The following is a 17,853-nucleotide window of genomic DNA, read 5'->3' on the forward strand; positions in this document are numbered from 1 at the left end:
AGCTAGAGCGTGGTGATCGCGCCCTTGTAGTCGATCGAAACGCTGACCTGCTTGCCGTCCTTGGTCGCGTTGCCTTGCCAGACGCCGTTGGCGTTCTGGTTCAACGGACCAAGTTCGGTGTATCCAGCCTTCTCAATCGCGGCCCGTGCCTGGTCGGCGGTGTAGGAGCTGGCGCCCGGCGTGGGACCTGTTTCACCGGTCGTCGGCGCCGTGTCGACAGCGGCGTTGGTCGGCGCTTCAGCTGTGGAGACGGCGGGACCCTCGACCTTTTCATGGTCGGCATTTTTCTGGCCGCAAGCGGCCAGCAGTATCGCGGCCAGCGCAAGGCCCGTCATTGATTTCAGCATGTCTTGGATCTCCCAGAGGTGGGAGAGAAAGACTTTTCAACCCGACAAGGTTCCTGAATTTATCGTTCGGCTGAGGCGCCAATTTCCCGCTTGGAATTCGCCGCATCGGGATCCGGTCGTGGACCTCAGGAGATGTTGCGCCGCAGGATTTCACCGATGCGACGACCAAGCTGTTCGATGGCGAACGGCTTGCTGATGATCTCCATGCCGCCGTCGAGGAAAGCCGCCTGGTCGGCGGCCTGCCTGGTGTAGCCCGTCATGAACAGGATCGGAAGTTGCGGCCGGCTCTCGCGGGCGATCTCGGCCAGCTGTCGCCCGTTCAGGCCCAGCAGGCCCACGTCGCTGATCAGCAGGTCGATATGCATCGAGGATTCAAGGATAGGCACAGCCTGGCGACCATCTGCGGTCTCGACGCCCCGATAGCCAAGCTCCTCCAGCACCTGCATCACCAGCAGGCGCACAGCGGCGCCATCCTCGATAACGAGAACGATTTCGCCGGCGCCGGCCGGTGCGAAGGCCTCGTCGATCGGAGCCGTCGGCTCCACGGGACCTTGATGACGTGGAAGGAAAAGCTGGATGGTGGTGCCCCGTCCCTCTTTGCTGTCAATGACAACGTGGCCCCTGGACTGCTGGATGAAGCCATAGATCATCGACAGCCCCAGGCCGGAGCCCTCCCCCAGAGGCTTGGTCGTGTAGAAGGGGTCGAAAACCTTCTGCAGCACGTCGGGCGGCATGCCGAGGCCCGTGTCGGTCACTGTGATCGCCACATAATCGCCGGCCTCGGCGTGGTCGCTGTTGACCAATGTGGCGGCGCCGGAAATTCGGACAGTTGGCCAAGGTAGGTTTGACCTCGATGAAGGGCGGACTTTATGACTGGGAAGCGGAAGCGATACGCGGCTGATTTCAAGGCCAAGGTGGCGCTGGAGGCGTTGAAGGGGGAGCTGACCCTGTCGCAGTTGGCGAGCGACAAAGCACGGCGTCCACCAGACGATGATCGCAGCGTGGCGCAAACAGGCCATCGAGGGGCTTTCCGGGGTGTTGTCGGGCAAGGCCGAGGCGACCGAGGGGAGGCGATCGATGATCGACCCCAACGACCCGAAGATCTCGATCCAGCGCCAGTGCGCCCTGGTGTCGATCAGCCGCTCGGCCTTCTATTACCAGCCGCCGGGCGAGACCCCGCTGAACCTGGCGCTGATGCGGCTGATCGACGAGGCGTTCCTGGAGACGCCCTGGTACGGCTCGCGCCAGATGGCCCGCCATCTCCGCCGCCAAGGCTACAGGGTCGGCCGGATGCGGGTGCGCAGGCTGATGGCCAGGATGGGCCTGGCGCCGATCTATCAGAAGCCGCGTACGACGATCCCGCACCCGGAGCACCGGGCCTGCAAGTACCTGCTGCGCGGGCTGACCATCGACAAGCCCAATCAGGTCTGGTGCGCCGACATTACGTACATCCCGATGCGGCGGGGCTTCCTGTACCTGGGCCGCCAGAAATCTTCCACACCGACCAGGGCAGCCCGTTTACCTCGCCCCGCTTCGTCGACGTGCTGAAGGACGCCGGCGTGCGGGTCTCCATGGACGGCCGCGGCCGCTGGATGGACAATGTATTCATCGAGCGGCTCTGGCGCAGCCTCAAATATGAGTGCGCCTAAATCCATGCCTTCGAGACCGGATCGGAGACGCGGGCCGGCCTGACCAAGTGGATCGGCTACGACAACACCAACCGGCCCCACTCGGCTCTTGCCGGGGCCACCCCCGACGAGGCCTGTGGCCAAATCCAGGCGCCGCCCTATCCGGGGCTCGCCCCGGATAGGGCCAACCTCGAGCCCAAACTGGCGGCGTGATCTGAACCCGAACCAACCTTGGCCAAGCCGCCAAACCGTGCGGAGAACCGGCGCCACCTCACTGTGCCGTGGCGCTTGTCGTCGTGGCTATGGCCGCTGAGCGCCCGGCCGTTGGGCAATTTCAGGGCCTGAATCGACGGCTTGTCGTCAACACAGATCACCACCGCATTTTCGGGCGGCTCCATGTGGAGCCCGACCACGTCTGCGGCCTTGGCCACGAAATCCGGATCGCGGCTCCCGCACCAGGACTTGCTGGCCGCCAGGTCGAGCTTTTGCGCGCGCAGCACCCGCCAGACGTGCTGGGCATGCACATCCCCCAACGCGGCGGCGATCAGCGGCCCCGTCCAGCGGGCGAACCCCGCCGGCGGCGGCCGATCCAAACCCGCCAGAACCCGCCGTCCGGTATGGGCGTCGTACTTGGCCGGCGGCCCGCGGCGCGGCCTTTCCGCCAGTCCCGCAAGCCCCTCGCGCGCACAGCGACCGCGCCAAAGGCTCACCGTGCGCGGCATCACCGCCACCGCCTTGGCGATCGAACGCGTCGAGCGCCCTTCGTCAGCCAGCAACACTATCCGTGCCCGAAGCACGTCACGCTGCTGCGACGTCGGGGCCCGAACCCGAGCCTCCAGAACAACACGACCTTCCGGACGCAACCGGACCACAGCAGCCTTGGGAACCATCCCCAACGCTGAATCCTGAATCAGGCAATCGGGGAAGCTGGTAATAGGTGTGTAGTCCCGGAATCTGATGGTGCATCATCGGTCCTGTCTCGTCAGGAGGAGGATGGCCTATGGCAAGCGTTCTTCACGGCGGCGCCCGCACGACACCGCGTGTTCGAGCCGAGTTCCAAGCGTCGCAAGAGAGTAGCCGGACCCTTGCCGCCCGCTACGGCGTGAACCCCAAGACGGTACGCAAGTGGCGCCAGCGCACGACGACGGCCGATGCGCCTATGGGGCCGAAGGTTCCCAAAAGCCGGTTCTGACGCCGGCCGAGGAAGCCATCGTGGTGGCCTGCCGGCAGAAGACGCTGCTGCCGCTGGACGACGTGCTCGGCTGCCTGAGGGACACCATTCCCAACCTCAGCCCCAGCGCTCTGCACCGCTGCCTGCAGCGCCACTGCATCTCCCGGCTGCCGGTCGAAGAGACCAAGGACAAGCGCAAGCGGTTCAAGACCTACGAGATCGGCTATGTCCACATCGACAGCTGCGAGCTGCGCCATGCCGACGGCAAGCCGATCATGTTCCTGGCCATCGACCGGGTCTCGAAGTTCACCTACGTCGAGTTCCACGACAAAGCCGGCAAGATGGCAGGCTCAGCCTTCCTCAGGAACGTCGTGGAGGCCTTCCCCTACAAGATCCATATCGTGCTTACCGACGACGGCATGGCCTTCGCCGACCTGCCCACATATCGCGATAGCCAAGGCCATGGCTCCGCCGGCGGTCACATCTTCGGCCGCGTCTGCATCGAAACCGGTATCGAGCATAGGCTGACCAAGCCCTACTATCCGTGGACCAACGTCCAAGCCGAGCGGATAAACCGCACCATCAAGGACGCCACGGTGAAGATTTACCACTACGACGACCTGGAAAGCCTCAAGGTCCATGTCGTGGTCTTCGTCACCGCCTACAACTTCGCCAAGCACCTGAAGTCCTGCGATGGCGAACACCCTACCAGGTGATCTGCGAGGCCTGGACGAAAGGCCCGTCAATCTTCAAGATCAACCCGCGCCACCTCATTCCGGGACCCTACAGATCTAATCCAAACGACTGCCTATCAACTTGCGAGGAGGGGGTCGTCCACATATGAGGTGAGCCCTGGATCGACATCGCCTAACATCAGCTTCTATCTCCTTTGGCTCCCGCGTCCCGCACCTGCGGCCTCTGATGCGGATCGAATTGGCCTGCCCGTCACCACTCAGGGCCCCGGGCCGCCATCGGATTGATGAGGTCCACGGTCTCGCCTTGCAGCCCTGATCGATCACCCGAGCCGGACGACGAGGCGATGAACGGCGCCGTCGTCATCCAGGGGGACTGACACCGGCCTCGCCGCGATCGCCACGCCATCGAATTCGGCGACCGCGACCCCCCGCTGCACGCCCTGCGGGTTTTCGACCGTGATTTCGTAGTGTGACGCACCATGACGTAATGTCATATTGAAGCCAGGCCAGGACCCTGGGATACAGGGGTCGAGCCGTAGCAGGCCGCCTTCAATCCGAAGCCCAAGGATGCTCTCGACGCCAGCGCGCTGCATCCAGCCGGCCGAGCCCGTGTACCAAGTCCAGCCGCCCCGCCCCACGTGGCCTGGTGCGGCGTAGACATCGGCCGCGACCACATAGGGCTCGACCTTATAGCGATGCATGTCGGTGCGTGTACGAGCGTGGTTGATCGGGTTAAGCAGCCCGAAGAGGGCGGCGGCCTTGTCGCCCTCCCCCAGGCCCGCGAAAGCCATCACGGACCATAGGGCGGCGTGGGTGTACTGCCCGCCGTTCTCGCGCAGGCCCGGCGGATAGCCCTTGATATAGCCGGGGTCGGGCGCCGAATGATCGAACGGCGGCGTGAACAGCAAGGCCAGTCTGTCGTTTGGCAGAATCAATTCGCGATCAACGGCTTCCATCGCCTGGGCCGCGCGGTCCGGCCGCGCAGCGCCGGACAGGACCGCCCACGACTGGGCGATGGAGTCGATGCGGCACTCCTCGCTGGTCGCCGAGCCGAGCGGGGAGCCATCGTCGAACCAGCCTCGCCGATACCAGTGGCCATCCCAGGCCTCGCGTTCAAGGGCGTCGCTCAGCGCCTTGGTGTGCGCCCGCCACTTCGCGACTCGCGCCTTGTCACCGCGGATCACAGCGACGTCTGCGAAGTCGCCCAGCGCGGCGTACAATAGCCAGCCGAGCCAGACGCTCTCACCCTTTCCGCCCTCCCCGACGCGGTTCATGCCGTCGTTCCAATCGCCGCCGCCGATCAGCGGCAGTCCGTGGCGGCCGACCGCCAGACTGGCGTCCAAGGCGCGAGCGCAATGTTCGTAGAGGCTGCCGAGTTCATCACTTACGGTCGGCAGAAAGAAGCTGTCGCCCTCGCCCGGCTCAAGCATCGGACCAGTCAGGAAGGGTCGCACTTCATCCAGTATGGCGGCGTCACCAGTCACCTTGATGTAGTGCGCCGCTGCATAGGCGAGCCAGGCCCGATCGTCCGAGATCCGCGTCCGCACGCCTTGGCCGGAATGAGGCAACCACCAGTGTTGGACATCGCCCTCCCCGAACTGCCGGCTCGCGGCTCTCAGCAGGTGCTCACGGGTCATCGATGGCCGCACCGTGGCCAGGGCCATGCAGTCCTGCAACTGGTCGCGGAAGCCGTAGGCCCCGCTGGCCTGGTAGAACCCCGACCGGGCCCAGACCCGGCAGGCAAGGGTCTGATAGGTCAGCCAGCCATTGAGCATAATGTCCATCGACCGGTCGGGGGTCTTCACCTGAACCGTGCCGACGATATCGTCCCAGAAGGCCCGGACGTCGGAGAGCACGGTGTCCAGATCGGTCCCGCGGTAGCGGGCGATCAGTGACCGCGCCTCGGTCTCGTCCAGAGCGTCGCCGAGGAAGAAATCGATCTCGACGACTCCGTTCGGCGCAATCTCGACCGTGGTCTGTAGCGCGGCACAGGGGTCGAGGCCAGAGCCGACCCGCCCCGAAAGCAAAGTGCCGTTGGCCAGGACCGCAGGCCAAGCCAGCGTTCCATTTCGGCCGATAAACTCTCGTCGGTCACCCGTCCAGGCCGTCTGGCGTCCCGCGAGATCGGCGAAGGCGACCCGTTCGCCAAACGCCGGGTTCCACGGATTGTTCGCAAGCACCGCCCCGCTCTCGGCATCGACCCGCGTTGTCACGAAGGCCGCCGCTGCCGCCCGTGAAGGTCCGAGCACCCACTCGACATACGCTGTCACCGAGAGGCGCCTTGCGCGGCCAGTGAGGTTGCGCAGTTTCAGCCGGGAGATTTTCAGCGGGTCGGCGAGCGGCACGTACTCCAGCAGCTCGGCGGCGATCCCGTGAGAGGTATGCTCAAACCGGCTATACCCCCAGCCATGCCGCGCAACATAGGTCGCCGCTTCATCCCTGATCGGCAGCGCTGTGGGGCTCCACAGATCTCCGCTATCCTCGTCTCTCAGATAGAAGGCCTGACCAGGTCGGTCGGTCACCGGGTCATTCGACCAGGGCGTTAGCTGATGTTCGCGGCTGTTCACCGACCAGGCGTAGCCGCCACCCTCCGCCGACACCTGGAAGCCGAAGCCTGGATTGGCGATTACGTTGATCCAGGGGGCGGGCGTTGACTGGCCTGGCCCCAGGATCGTCACATATTCTCGGCCGTCTTCGGCGAAGCCACCAAGTCCGTTGAAAAATTCCACTCCCGGCGCCGGACGCGACACTTGAAGCTGGGAGGTGGCGAGAGGACGCCTTGGAGGGACGCGTCTCGCAAGCCCGGCGTCTGAAGCTCGCTCGAGTTGATCGACCAGCCGCCCGCGGTCGCCTACCAGTACGACCCGCGCGACAGACCCAAGGAGGGCTCGGGCCTCGGGCGGAACAAGGTCCGACCGAAGCATGAAGGTATGCCCGGGTGGCCGCTTGTCGCCGATCTGTGGCCGGGACTGGCTCGCTCTCACCAAGGTCTCAAGCGCGATCTGCAGTTCTTGTACATAGGATGAAGCGCGCTCGTTGAGGATCACTAGATCGACCGCGAGTTGCTTCATCCGCCAATACTCGACGGCCTGAAGCGCCTCCTTCACGAGACCCAGCTGATGGACGTCATCGATCCGGACTAAAATGATCGGCAAGTCGCCGGAAATCCCCAGAGACCACAGACCCGGCTGACCGCCACTCCCGCTGCCGATGGTCTGAGATGGCGGACGCAGCATCGGCGCGGCGTAGAGCATGTGACCGGCAAGACGCTGGTACTGGCCCGCTTCGTTTCGATTGATGCCAAGGTGGTGTAATTGCACTTGGGCCTGGGTCCAGGCCAGAACCGCCGTGCGCTGGAACGCGCCCAAGTCATGGTGCTTGTCGACCAGATCTAGCGCCGCTTCGCGGGACGAGGCGACCATCGTCCAGAAATCAATGCGAGCTGTCGCCCCGGGCGCAATCCGTACACGCCGGCGCAGTGCGAAGATTGGATCGAGCACCGCGCCGGTGGCGCCTGAAAGCGGCCGGCCGCTCATGATAGCGCCGGGCGCACGAATGCTGCCGCCACGACCGAGGAATCGCGCTCGGTCTGTCTCAAACTCACGTTTGCCCACGGCCTCGCCATCGACAACCGCCAAGTGCGCTGCCCAGACCTGAGGCTCCGTCGGCGACCGCTGCCGCCGCGTAGCGAGAATGGCGCCCAGTCCGGCGAGGTGCTCGGTCTCGATGAACAGCTTGGAGAAGGCCGGGTGCGCCACGTCAGAGGCCTGGGGCGCCAGAACCAGTTCGGCGTAGGATGTGACCTCGACTTCGCGGGCGCTATCGCTGAGGTTTGAGATCGTCACGCGGCGCACCTCTGCGTCGTCTTCCGCAGAGACAAGCACCTGGAGATTGGTCGCGAATGCCCCGTCTCGGCGGGCAAACTCGGCCCGATCTTCGTTGAACGTGACCTCGTAAGCCTCCGGCTCGCTCCCGATCGACTGGTACGCCGCCGTCCAGACGTCCCCGTTGGCGACGTCTTTCAGAAAGACGTACGAGCCCCAGTCATCGCTGGTGGCGTCCTCTCGCCAGCGGGTCACCATTAGATCCCCCCAGGCGCTGTAGCCAGATCCCGCGGCCGTCAGCATGACCGCGTAGCGGCCGTTTGACAGCAACTGCGTGGCGGGGGTGGCGCTATGCGGGCTGGTGTTGCGCCAAGCAGCAGGCCCTTCAATCTCGCGGACCTTCGCTTCAGAGGTGGTCTCGGAAACCAACGGCGGCGTCGCGGTAACCTCGCGAGGCGCCCGCTCCTGCAGAAGGAGCTCCGTCGCCTGCACCATGCGCTCTGCGTGGAAGCGGCTGCGCATCAAGCCATCCAGCAGGGTATCGGCGATCGCAGTGATCGTCATACCCTGGTGGTGCGCCATGAAAGCGCTCACTAAGGCGACAGTCCCGCCGTCCGGGATCCGGGCCGGGGTAAAGTCCAGCGCTTCGACGAATCCATAGCGACCGCGCGCGCCGAGAGCTTCGAGGCGCTCGAAGTTGCGCGCTGCCGCCTGAGGATCGATCATGCAAGCAAGGGCGGTGGCGTAAGGCGCAACGACGGCGTTGTCGGCGAGCCCGCGTTTTAGGCCGAGGCCAGGCACGCCGAAGTTGGAATACTGATAGGTCAAGTCGAGGTCGCGCGCATTGTAGGCAGATTCCGATACGCCCCACGGGGTCCCCCGTGTCGCCGCGTAGTCAATCTGACGGCGGACGACGAGCCGATTGGTCTGTTCCACAAGGCTGTCCGCCGGCGCCCGCATGACGATGGACGGCATCAGGTACTCGAACATCGATCCGGACCACGAGATCAGCGCCGCGCCATTGGCCACCGGCGTCACAGCGCGGCCCAGGCGAAACCAGTGGCGGGCGGGCGCGTCGCCCTTAGCGATCGCCATGAAGCTTGCCAGCCGAGCCTCAGAAGCAAGGAGGTCGTAACAGCTCGGATCTAGCGCGCCCTCGGACGGCAGATACCCAATCGATAGCAGAAGGCGGTCGGGGTCGATCAGAAAGCCAAATTCCATCGCCATCGCCATCGACCGCGCGGCATCTTCAAGCGCCTGAAGTCTTGCTACAAGCGGAGCGGCCAAAGGCGCCCGGCGATCACGCCCATGACTTTCAATGCAGGCGCCTACGGCGTCCGCCCAGAACTGCAGATCCGCGCCAGCGTCGTCGTGTTCTTCAAGGACAATTTCACGAACCGCGTCCCCCAGGATCGCAGCCTGCTCCGAGAATTTCTCAACACGCCCTTCAACCGTGCCGCCGAGCGCGGTTGCTTCAAGCAGACCGCCCGCGAGACGTTCGATCTCTTCGCCTAGCCTCCGCCACGACACGTCTTGCGATTTGCGCAGATCGCGCAGATCGCGCAATCGACGTGCCTCGTCCCGGACCAAATCTAGAGCGTCGGCGACACCTTGGAACCGCCGCTGTTCTGGCAACGTGTCCCCTCGCCATTGACCGCAGGCGTTGGCCAAAGCGATCAGATGTCCGGCCAGATTTCCGCTATCGACCGAGGATACGTACTGCGGATCGAGCGGACGCAAGTCACGCGTATCATACCAATTGTAAAGGTGACCGCGATGCTTAGCCATGCGAGCCATGGTGGCCAGGGTCGCTTCCAGCCGATCTACGGCCTCGACGGTTCCGATCCAGGCGAAGTCCCGCGCGCTAGCGACCGACAACAGGTAAAGGCCGATATTGGTTGGTGAGGTCCTGTGGGCCACCACAGGCTCCGGCGACTCCTGGAAGTTGTCTGGCGGCAAGGCATTTTCGGCGGGCGTGACGAAGTCCTCGAAGAAGCGCCATGTCCGTCTGGCGATCAATCGCAAGGACCGGGCGTCCGCCTCGGCCAACGGACGCCGGCCCAATACCCGAGGCGAGAGGCTCGCCCAAAACGCCACCGCCGGGGAGGCGAACCAGGCGAGCGCAAACGCCAAGGCCAGGGGCCAAGTGCCGTGGCCCCAAATCCACGCCACGCTGATGGCTGCGGCGCCGGTTAGCACCGCGCCGCCCATCCGCTTGTAGGAGCCGCGCACCCCCAAGCTAGAACCCGACGCCGCCTGGGCCGCCGGTACCCATTCGAGCAGGTGGCGGCGGGTCAGCGCGAGGCGGATCAGGGTGCGGGCGATGGCGTCTCCCATCAGCCAGGCTTGGTCCGCGAGAAAGACGATCATCAGGCCGACCTGGATAAGCGCGACACGAATCTCCGCGTCCAGGGCGCGGAGATTGCTGCGAAGCGCCACGCCGGGCCGACGCGGGACGAGCCCGATTATCACCGGGATTAGGGGCGGCAGGGCCATCGTCGACAGGATGAAGATCGTCCAGGTCGCGGCGGCGTGGATGGGAAGGGCCCAACCGGCGATAAGCGCGATGACGATCGAGGGCGCAGAGAGCGAACGTCGGACATTGTCGAGCATCTTCCAGCGCCCGATAGCGGGAACGCCGCGTCGCGGCCGATGGGAGGCCCCCTTCGGCCCGCGCCCAACGATCCATGGCAGAAGTTGCCAGTCCCCCCGGACCCAGCGATGGTGACGCTGGGCGGCGACCTCATAACGGGCAGGAAACTCCTCCACGACTTCCACGTCCGAGGCGAGTCCAGCGCGGGCGAAAATCCCCTCGAACAAGTCGTGGCTGAGGAGGCTGGATTCGGGGACACGGCCTGCAAGCGCCGCCTCGAAGGCGTCTACATCGTAGATGCCCTTACCCGTGTAAGACCCTTCGCCGAACAGGTCTTGGTACACGTCGGACACGGCGGCCGCGTAAGGATCAATGCCGGAAGCGCCGGAGAAGATACGAAGGAACAGCGAGCCCTCGCGCCCGACCGGAAGCGCCGGCGTCACCCGCGGCTGCAGCACGGCGTAGCCCTCGACGACCCGGCCTAGCTCAGCGTCGAAGCGCGGTCGATTGAGAGGATGGGCCATCTTGCCGATGAGTCGACCGACGGTCTCGCGCGGGAGGCGTGTGTCTGAGTCGAGGGTGATGACGAAACGGACACTTGATGGCACAACAGGCGGCGAGAGAAATGTCGTGTTCGAAGCACCGCGAAGAAGCCTATTGAGTTCACAAAGTTTTCCGCGCTTACGCTCCCAACCGATCCAGCGTCCTTCGCCCTTATTCCAGACCCGCCGCCGGTGCAGCAGCAGGAAGCGCTCTCCGCCCGCAGCTGGCCCGTACCGTCGATTCAGACGGTCGATGCCTTCCTTGGCTGCGGCCAATAGTTCTTCGTCGCCCCCTACGTGCTCGCTCGTCGCGTCGGACCAGTCCGACAGCAGCGCAAAGTGGAGGTCCCCCGGGGGGCTCGCCAGGTAGTGAACCTCCAGGCGGGCGACCAATTCCCCGACCTCCGAGAGCGAAGTCAGGAGAGTGGGCACTGCCACCAGCGTGCGGAGATCCGCGCTGATCCCGCCACGTAACGCCATCGCCGGCAGCAGGGTGGCCCGAAATCCTTGGGTCACCACGTGGTTCACGATGGCGACGGCGACGTCCACCGCCGGGATCAGTCCCAGAATCCCAAGCACAAGTAGCGAGGTCGCGCCGAGGCCGCTTGCAGCCGCGATGGCTAGAGGAATGGCCAAGAGACTGGCTGCGACCGCGGCGCCCGCGGCGACATAGCCTCCGATCCCCAACGTGCGATAGAACTGTCCCGGCCAGGCCTGGGCAGGCGGTCGAAAGCCGATCGCCGCTTCGAACCCGGCCCGGCCTCCAGCGATCAGATAGTAGCCCGGGTCGGCCATCCGAGCGTCGCTCGCATCTTGGTCGGTCTTTAGCGCTCGTGACGCAGCCGCCACGGCCCGATGCGCGACTTCAAGTTCGGTGAGATCGGAGCTGCGTGCGAGGTGCTCGACGGCGCTGCGGTAGAGATTTCGTGTCGGGAAATCCATGTCGCCAAAGGGGCTTCCGGCCTCAAACACTTCATCGACCAGGCTGACGCGCTCGAACAGCTCCGTCCAATCCACGTCAGAGATCAGACGCATGCTGGTGATGATGTTTCGCACTGTGACACTGCCGGACACTTGCCTCTGGTGCTCATCGCGGACGACGGCGTCAGCGGTCGTTCCCGCTCGTCGAAGTTGTTCTTCGAGCCAGTCTAACGCCGGTGAGATGCTAGGATCCTGATCGCGGAGCCGCTGGACCAGTTGCACCAGAAAGGCGTCGGGGAAGGTCATTTTGGGATGCGACTGAAGGACAGCCGCGGCCGGTTCAGGTTCACGGCCCCTGGCGCCCAGTAGTCGGTCAGCCAGTATGTCGGCGCTCCGGCGACCGGCGCGGCTGTCCATGACTCGCTTGGCGATCCGTCTGAGGTTTTCGACAAGAACGATCCGGAGCGTGATGGCGACGGCCCAAAGCTCGCCGATGGTCAGCGGCTGAACTTCTTGGTAGGCGCGGAGGTAGCGACGCAGGATTTCGGGATCGAAGAGACTGTCGGTATGGGCCACGAACGCCCAGGCCACCCCGAAGACCCGCGGGTACCCCGCCAAGGGCCCCCCTGCAAGTTTGGGCAGCTGCCGATAATAGCCCGGCGGCAGATCGCCCCGGACTTCACGAATCTGCTTTTCGACGACATGGAAATTGTCGATCAACCATTCGGCTGCGGGCGTGATGGCTGCGCCCGCGTCGATTGCGTCAGAGACGTCACGGTAGGCTGACAGGAGCACAACCTCGTTGTCGGCGAGCCGCTTCGCGAGCGAAGCGCCCTTCACCTCGCGAGGCGTCACGGCCTGCGCGGACGCCAGGCTTCTCGCGTGCTCCTCAAGCCGATCGACGCTGAAAAGTTCGGCGCGGATGGGGGCTCCGTCGTCCCAGGGTGGTCTCTGTCGAGCGCTAGCGAGCAAGCCGTGGAGCGGGGCGATCAAATCCGACCCGTGGCGCAGTCGGCGCTCGCGCGAGGGAGCATTTGTCTCGTAACGCATGATGTTGCAGGCCCTCTACCGGGCGGGGAGTCATTGGTGCGCCACAGTCCTACCCAGCAACCGCGGCGGTGCGCTCTTTGTGGGCGGGCTAACTCAACCCCGCGCCCGCTCATGGTGATCTGAGGGTTCGACGACCACCTCAGTACGCTCGCCGTGACGGCCGATCGCATCGGCGATGCAGTTCGCCTCTCGAACGGCCAAATCCCTTGACCAGAATGGCGTCGACATGCCCTCACCCAGCCGGATGGCCCATCCGTGCCTCTCTTTGACGACGTTGAAGGTGATCATCGCGCAGGCCCTCTATTGGCTGGTGGTTTAGCAACGCGCGACCTTGGCAAAGGCTGCTGCGGGTAATCCCAGCGCAAGTAAGCGTCGTGCTGCGCGAGCCGCTTTGATTCACGTCGACAGGCATTAGGGCCAGGATGACTCCGAAGATGCGGCTCGGTCCGTGGCGATCGCCGGTTCGTGTCGTTCCGGGTTCCTTACGTGAAGCGGCACAGACCATGGAGGCGCCGGATTAGCGTCGTGACCACCAAGCGTCGAGACCGGATCTGGCTGTCGATACCGATCGACGATGGGCTTGATCGAAATCATGGTGGGCGCCTACAAGATGACCTCGACTGGCCGGCGTTGCGGCTCTCTTCGTGGAATGGCTGCACGACCAGCCGCTACGGACACGTGCGCATTCCAGTGATCGTGGGCAGCCGTACCAGGCGATGGTGGGCACCGATTCCACGTGATCGTGGGCGGTCTGGAGCCTGACCGACGGTGGCGTCATCGCGAAGACGTCATCGCCTACATTCTCAACCTAGGGAGCGCCCCCGCTTGAGTTGTGCAGGATCCGGCAGTGTACGGGGGACTAGGGCGTTGAAAGCCGCCTGCACGAAGTCCACGATGGCGACTTTGCCTAGATCGACGGTTTCGCCGTCGAGAACCGCCGACATGGGCTCGTCCGATCGTACTTCCACGTGCCGGACATTGGCGCTCCGGATCATTTGATCTGCTGCCGCCCCCGGAATAACTTTTCGTAGCGCCAGCATTAGGGCGTCGAGAGCCCCATCGCGCGTGATCACTGCAACGCGGAAGGCCACGATATCGGGTTTTAGGCCCATCGGCTTTAGCGGACATCCAACATACACGACCTGCGCCTGGCCGGATTGGCCTTCGAAATCGTAGTGCAGGGATCCCTCGAAACTCTTGCCAATCGCCTCAAGGCCTTCGCGAACAGCCTCGCCGATATCGCCATCCCGAAGGGCCTCGCGAGCTTCGGCGAACAGGGAGATATTGCCGATGATGGCGGAAACAAAAAACGGCTTCTCCCCTATGCGTCCGCCGCCAATCGATTGCACGGTAGGCGCCGCTAGCGTTGCGCCCAGCGCGTCTTGCCAACTGAGGGCGCCATAGAGGGCCTTGGGTAGTCTGTTCATCGTCCCGCCGGGAAGTGGGACCAGGTAAGGGCCACCAATCGGAAACGCCTCGGCGGCGGCGCGGTGCGTGCCATCGCCTCCCAACACGATTAGGACGGCGAGCTGAAGAGACCGGGCCTCCTGCAATGCGGCGTCCACGGCCTCGCCCCGGACACACCAGATCTTGGCTACCCGGCAGCCCATCTCCTTCAGCACGGCTTCCAACTCGTTTTCGAAACCGGGTGCGTAGCCACCGCTCGACGTATTGACGAGCGCGCCAATGCGCAGCGTTGGGACGCTAAGAGGCGTCAGATCCATGGTGAGAAGCACACCCATTTTCGTCCAAGTATAACCGGAGCAGGAGGCAAACTTCCAGGTTCGTGGGAAGTAAGAAACTTTGACCCATGAAAAACCTGCGCGCCCTCATCGGCGGATGCTCTCAAGCAGCGCTGCGTCGCTCGGCGGGGCGAAGACGCGCCTAAGGGTGACCTGGCTAGTGGACCAGCAGCAGGTTGAAATCGCCTGCGGGCTGCAGCAGCATGTCGTCGGTGGCGCCGCCGAAAAGGGCCTCCATGGCGCGCGCATGGCTGAACGCGCCGGCGATGAGCACATCAGCGCGGGCTTGCCGCGCGGCTGCGCCCAGGCCGCCGCCACGGCTCAGCCCAGACTGGCTAACGGCAAGGATGTTTTTGACGCCGTGGAGCTTGAGGTAGGCCCCCAGACTTGTCAGGTCTGCGGCGAGACGATCGGTGGCGCTGATGTGGTCGGCATCCTGCAGGAGGACTACCTTCGATGCGGCGGTCAGCAGCGGCAGAGCAGCACGCACCGCGCGACCGGCTCCTTGGCTTCCATCCCAGGCGATCGCGGCGACGCCATGTTCGGGCGCCACCCGGCGCGCGATGTAGAATGGCAGCCTGGCCTGCATCAACGCCCCAGAAACCAGGCCGCTCCAGAGCCCTAGGCTCTTGAACGTCGATTGGCCGACGATGATGAGATCGCAGAGCGGAGTCTCGCCCAGCATGTCCGACTCGGCCATAGACCCCTCCGGTAGTAAGACAATGCGACCGCCCTCTGCGTCGAGTGTAAGGCCCTCGCGCTTGGACGTCTCGCAGACCAACGTCTCGGTATTGCGACGAGCGTCGTCATTGGCCTGCTGGATGAGAGCGACGATCTCCTGGCTGATATAGCCGCCGGACATTCCTTCCGAGAACATCAGGCTGGAGGCCGTGGGCAGGGCCAGCCTGGCCCTCACTTCGCCGCCTTGTCCGCGGACAAACTGCGCGCCAGCGGATAGGACGACGGCATCGTCCGGGCCGCTGGTCAGGATGGCGAGAATGCTGGCATAGGTCATGGCGGTCGCTCCTGCTTCATTCACTCTTCTACCCCTGGCTCCCACCCTGCCTTGAGCGACATCAAGCGCTTGGCCTGACATCTACTGAATGCTGAGCCGGAGCGGCGCGGGGAACCGCTTCAGCCCAACCCAAAGCTGATGGTCAGAAATCTAAGCTACTCTCGCTGCATCCGCCCATGCTCGGTGGAGAGTGGCCATCGGATCGATGGCCCTGGCGGCGGGTTCGCGCCAGAAACAGCCAGATGCCCGCTCGCCAAAAGCCGATGCTGGCGATGCGCCGAGATGCTTTTAATACTTCTGCGGTGACCTTCCCAACGGCTTCCTGGGCCTCCTTGACCAATGTCTCGGAACCGTTCTCAGGCGCCTTTCCGGTCTTGGCATCGACCCCGACCTCGAGCTCCTTGCCAAGGCTACGAGCGTGATTTTGGCCCGGGCTGCGAGTTCGTGGCCCTTCAGCGTCGAGGCCGGAGATGCAGCGTTCGCGGCGGCGGCGGTCATGCTAACGGAGGCCAGGGCCACGAGCAGAAGACGGTTCATTGGCAATCCGGCCGTCTTGGAGGCTGCCTCGATGCGTTCCTTGAAACCAGGCCATAAAACGAGGCCATAAGCGAGTTGGACGCCACAAGCGGGATCGCTCAGGGCAAGCGGCGCCTCCACTCAACTCTCCGATTTCCCCCTGGTTCCCTATCTTGGTGCGCGACACTCCGATCGAGCGCCACCGCCAAGGCGGCCCCGAGGCTGCGCCAGTCGGGCATGGCGTTGACGGCCAGGATCACCAAGGCCAAGAGCCCGCAAAGCGAAAGCAGCGCCCGTATTCGCGCGCGCCATCCCGCAGTCGTCGCGAGGCTGGCGAGGGCCAGCAGCGCCAAGGCCTGCGCCCCAGCCACGACCAGCACCACCAGGGTGAGGCTCTGGCCGTTGGGCGCATCGCGGATGGCCAGCAGGGCGCCGAAGCCGCTAGTTAAGCCGCCTCAGGCGAGCAGGGCGAAACTGCAACAGCGAAGCCGAGGAGCCGCTCGCCAGCGGAGCGGCCAGCGCGACGGTTGGAAAGATCCAGCGCGGGTCAAGGCATAACCGCCGCGCCGATCGTCGCTTCACCCGTCGCGCCCCATGATCCGAGGGGCGTCGATGGGCATGTCCGCAAGGATAGGCATCGGGAAGGCTCCTTGGACGTCCTAGGGCTAGCGAACGCTCAGCGGCCGAATGGCTGGCTCGTGATGGGGCTGACGAAACTGCCGCAGTTGGCAGCCGGCCGCCGACGCCACGGCCAGAACGACAAGACCCGCGACCAAAGCGGCTTGAAGCTTGAAGGAAGGCCGGCGGGTCATCGTTCGGTTCTCCCGTCCCAGGGCCTTTTTGACCTGCGCATGACCGTCCCTTCGCCGGCGGCGGCCTGCACCGACACCGCGCTCAAGGTCAGGACGACGGTCGCGAATGCGGCGACATTCAAGATGACGAAGGCCAGTTGAAGAACGGTCATGACGCGAACCTCCTGTTCGTTGTCCGATGATCTCGCCGCGCCGCGCCGATGAACTTGATCTTGCTCAATCGCGGGAAAAAAACTTGGCCGCCGCAGGCGCTGTCGGCGCTCCGCGAGACGGCTTCTCAATGCGCCGCCTTCCGCAGCTTGGTCCCAGGCCGAGGATCAAGGCTCCGGAGAGAGGCCTTCAACTGAGCAACTTCCTCGTCACCCAGTTCGACCGTCGGCAAGCGCGGATGGCGTTCGGCAGAGCCCTCCCCGGGTTGCGGCTGGGCGCCAGCATGCCTTCGGTCAGGATCTGGTCAAGACCGCCTGGCGGGCAGCGCCGATACAAGGTCGCGAACGGCGGCGCATCGGCCAGCGGGCTGGGCCGGGCGTCCACGGCATGGCAGATCCCGCAATCGCACTGGGCGATCGCCTGGCGCCAAAACGTCTGCGAAGACCGCAGCGGCTTGGGTTTGGCGAAGCTTGGGCCGCCATGCCCAGGACCAAGATGGCGACCAGTCCAGCGCCGATCGTCCTTACGCCGCTCACAGCCGATCATCGAAGTCCAGCGCCAACCGGCCTTCGATCTCGCCGCGCGCCATGCGGTCGAAGATGCTGTTGATATTGTCCGGCCCTTCGGCGTGGACGGCGCCCGTGCCATGGTCCGCGAGCGTCACTACATCTGCCGTCGCCTTAACTGCGTCTATAGCATCTCCCGACCTGACTGCGTCAGGCCGTGAGCTCTAATCTTTTGTTTTGACGCATTTTTCTTCACGCAAAACGGAACCACTTCGCTCGAAAAATGCTCTAGGCTTAGACCCACACAGCGGCCAGCCAAATTCGGAATGATCTCAGCCGCC

The 17,853-nt window shown here is 64.5% G+C and carries 8 protein-coding genes and 3 pseudogenes; 3 read left to right on the forward strand and 8 right to left on the reverse strand.

Annotated elements, in window-relative coordinates; all coding sequences use genetic code 11:
• Positions 1 to 2: 2 nt before the first annotated feature.
• Together ACP696_RS14650 and ACP696_RS14655 are read right to left on the reverse strand one after the other, a co-directional pair.
• Positions 3 to 347: a hypothetical protein gene (locus ACP696_RS14650; RefSeq protein ID WP_426011361.1), complete on the reverse strand. Its 345-nt coding sequence runs from the start codon at positions 345 to 347 to the stop codon at positions 3 to 5.
• Positions 348 to 472: 125 nt separating this feature from the next.
• Positions 473 to 1,150, reverse strand: coding sequence for an ATP-binding protein (locus ACP696_RS14655; RefSeq protein ID WP_426011360.1), 678 nt, complete (start codon positions 1,148 to 1,150; stop codon positions 473 to 475).
• Between the two features lie 66 nt (positions 1,151 to 1,216).
• On the opposite strand from ACP696_RS14655, the pseudogene ACP696_RS14660 reads away from it, so the two are divergent.
• A pseudogene (locus tag ACP696_RS14660) lies at positions 1,217 to 2,188 on the forward strand (integrase core domain-containing protein).
• 62 nt (positions 2,189 to 2,250) lie between these two features.
• Here the strand turns inward: ACP696_RS14660 and ACP696_RS14665 are convergent.
• Positions 2,251 to 2,865 (reverse strand): annotated as a pseudogene (locus ACP696_RS14665) (IS630 family transposase); the annotation flags it as partial.
• A 110-nt stretch (positions 2,866 to 2,975) separates the two neighbouring features.
• Between ACP696_RS14665 and ACP696_RS14670 the strand changes: the two are divergent.
• A pseudogene (locus tag ACP696_RS14670) lies at positions 2,976 to 3,990 on the forward strand (IS481 family transposase).
• A gap of 171 nt (positions 3,991 to 4,161) precedes the next feature.
• Here ACP696_RS14670 and ACP696_RS14675 read toward each other — a convergent pair.
• From ACP696_RS14675 to ACP696_RS14690, 4 genes are all read right to left on the reverse strand, one after another.
• A complete protein-coding gene (locus ACP696_RS14675; protein ID WP_426043957.1) occupies positions 4,162 to 12,771 on the reverse strand; it encodes a GH36-type glycosyl hydrolase domain-containing protein in 8,610 nt (2,869 codons plus the stop codon).
• A gap of 93 nt (positions 12,772 to 12,864) precedes the next feature.
• On the reverse strand, positions 12,865 to 13,059 hold the full coding sequence (locus ACP696_RS14680) for a hypothetical protein (protein ID WP_426011358.1): 195 nt from the start codon (positions 13,057 to 13,059) through the stop codon (positions 12,865 to 12,867).
• A 515-nt stretch (positions 13,060 to 13,574) separates the two neighbouring features.
• Positions 13,575 to 14,495 carry a diacylglycerol/lipid kinase family protein gene (locus ACP696_RS14685; RefSeq protein ID WP_426043958.1) on the reverse strand — a complete coding sequence of 307 codons (921 nt, stop codon included), beginning with the start codon at positions 14,493 to 14,495 and terminating at the stop codon, positions 13,575 to 13,577.
• A gap of 175 nt (positions 14,496 to 14,670) precedes the next feature.
• A complete protein-coding gene (locus ACP696_RS14690) occupies positions 14,671 to 15,528 on the reverse strand; it encodes a hypothetical protein (RefSeq protein WP_426011356.1) in 858 nt (285 codons plus the stop codon).
• A gap of 1,217 nt (positions 15,529 to 16,745) precedes the next feature.
• Between ACP696_RS14690 and ACP696_RS14695 the strand changes: the two genes are divergently transcribed.
• Complete coding sequence (locus ACP696_RS14695) at positions 16,746 to 16,997, forward strand: hypothetical protein (RefSeq protein WP_426043959.1); 252 nt, start codon at positions 16,746 to 16,748, stop codon at positions 16,995 to 16,997.
• Between the two features lie 541 nt (positions 16,998 to 17,538).
• Here ACP696_RS14695 and ACP696_RS14700 read toward each other — a convergent pair.
• Entirely contained in the window at positions 17,539 to 17,670 is a 132-nt protein-coding gene (locus ACP696_RS14700) for a hypothetical protein (RefSeq protein ID WP_426011354.1), read from the reverse strand.
• Between the last annotated feature and the right edge of the window lie 183 nt (positions 17,671 to 17,853).

Origin of the sequence: Caulobacter sp. DWR3-1-2, assembly GCF_049896225.1 — a bacterium.
GTDB lineage: Bacteria > Pseudomonadota > Alphaproteobacteria > Caulobacterales > Caulobacteraceae > Caulobacter.

Bases quoted from the DNA above. Each gene is read 5' to 3' on its own strand.
- ACP696_RS14695 (WP_426043959.1), top strand. From the start codon at position 16,746: ATGGGGCTGACGAAACTGCCGCAGTTGGCAGCCGGCCGCCGACGCCAC.
- ACP696_RS14675 (WP_426043957.1), bottom strand. From the start codon at position 12,771: ATGCGTTACGAGACAAATGCTCCCTCGCGCGAGCGCCGACTGCGCCAC.
- ACP696_RS14685 (WP_426043958.1), bottom strand. From the start codon at position 14,495: ATGGATCTGACGCCTCTTAGCGTCCCAACGCTGCGCATTGGCGCGCTC.
- ACP696_RS14680 (WP_426011358.1), bottom strand. From the start codon at position 13,059: ATGATCACCTTCAACGTCGTCAAAGAGAGGCACGGATGGGCCATCCGG.
- ACP696_RS14690 (WP_426011356.1), bottom strand. From the start codon at position 15,528: ATGACCTATGCCAGCATTCTCGCCATCCTGACCAGCGGCCCGGACGAT.
- ACP696_RS14650 (WP_426011361.1), bottom strand. From the start codon at position 347: ATGCTGAAATCAATGACGGGCCTTGCGCTGGCCGCGATACTGCTGGCC.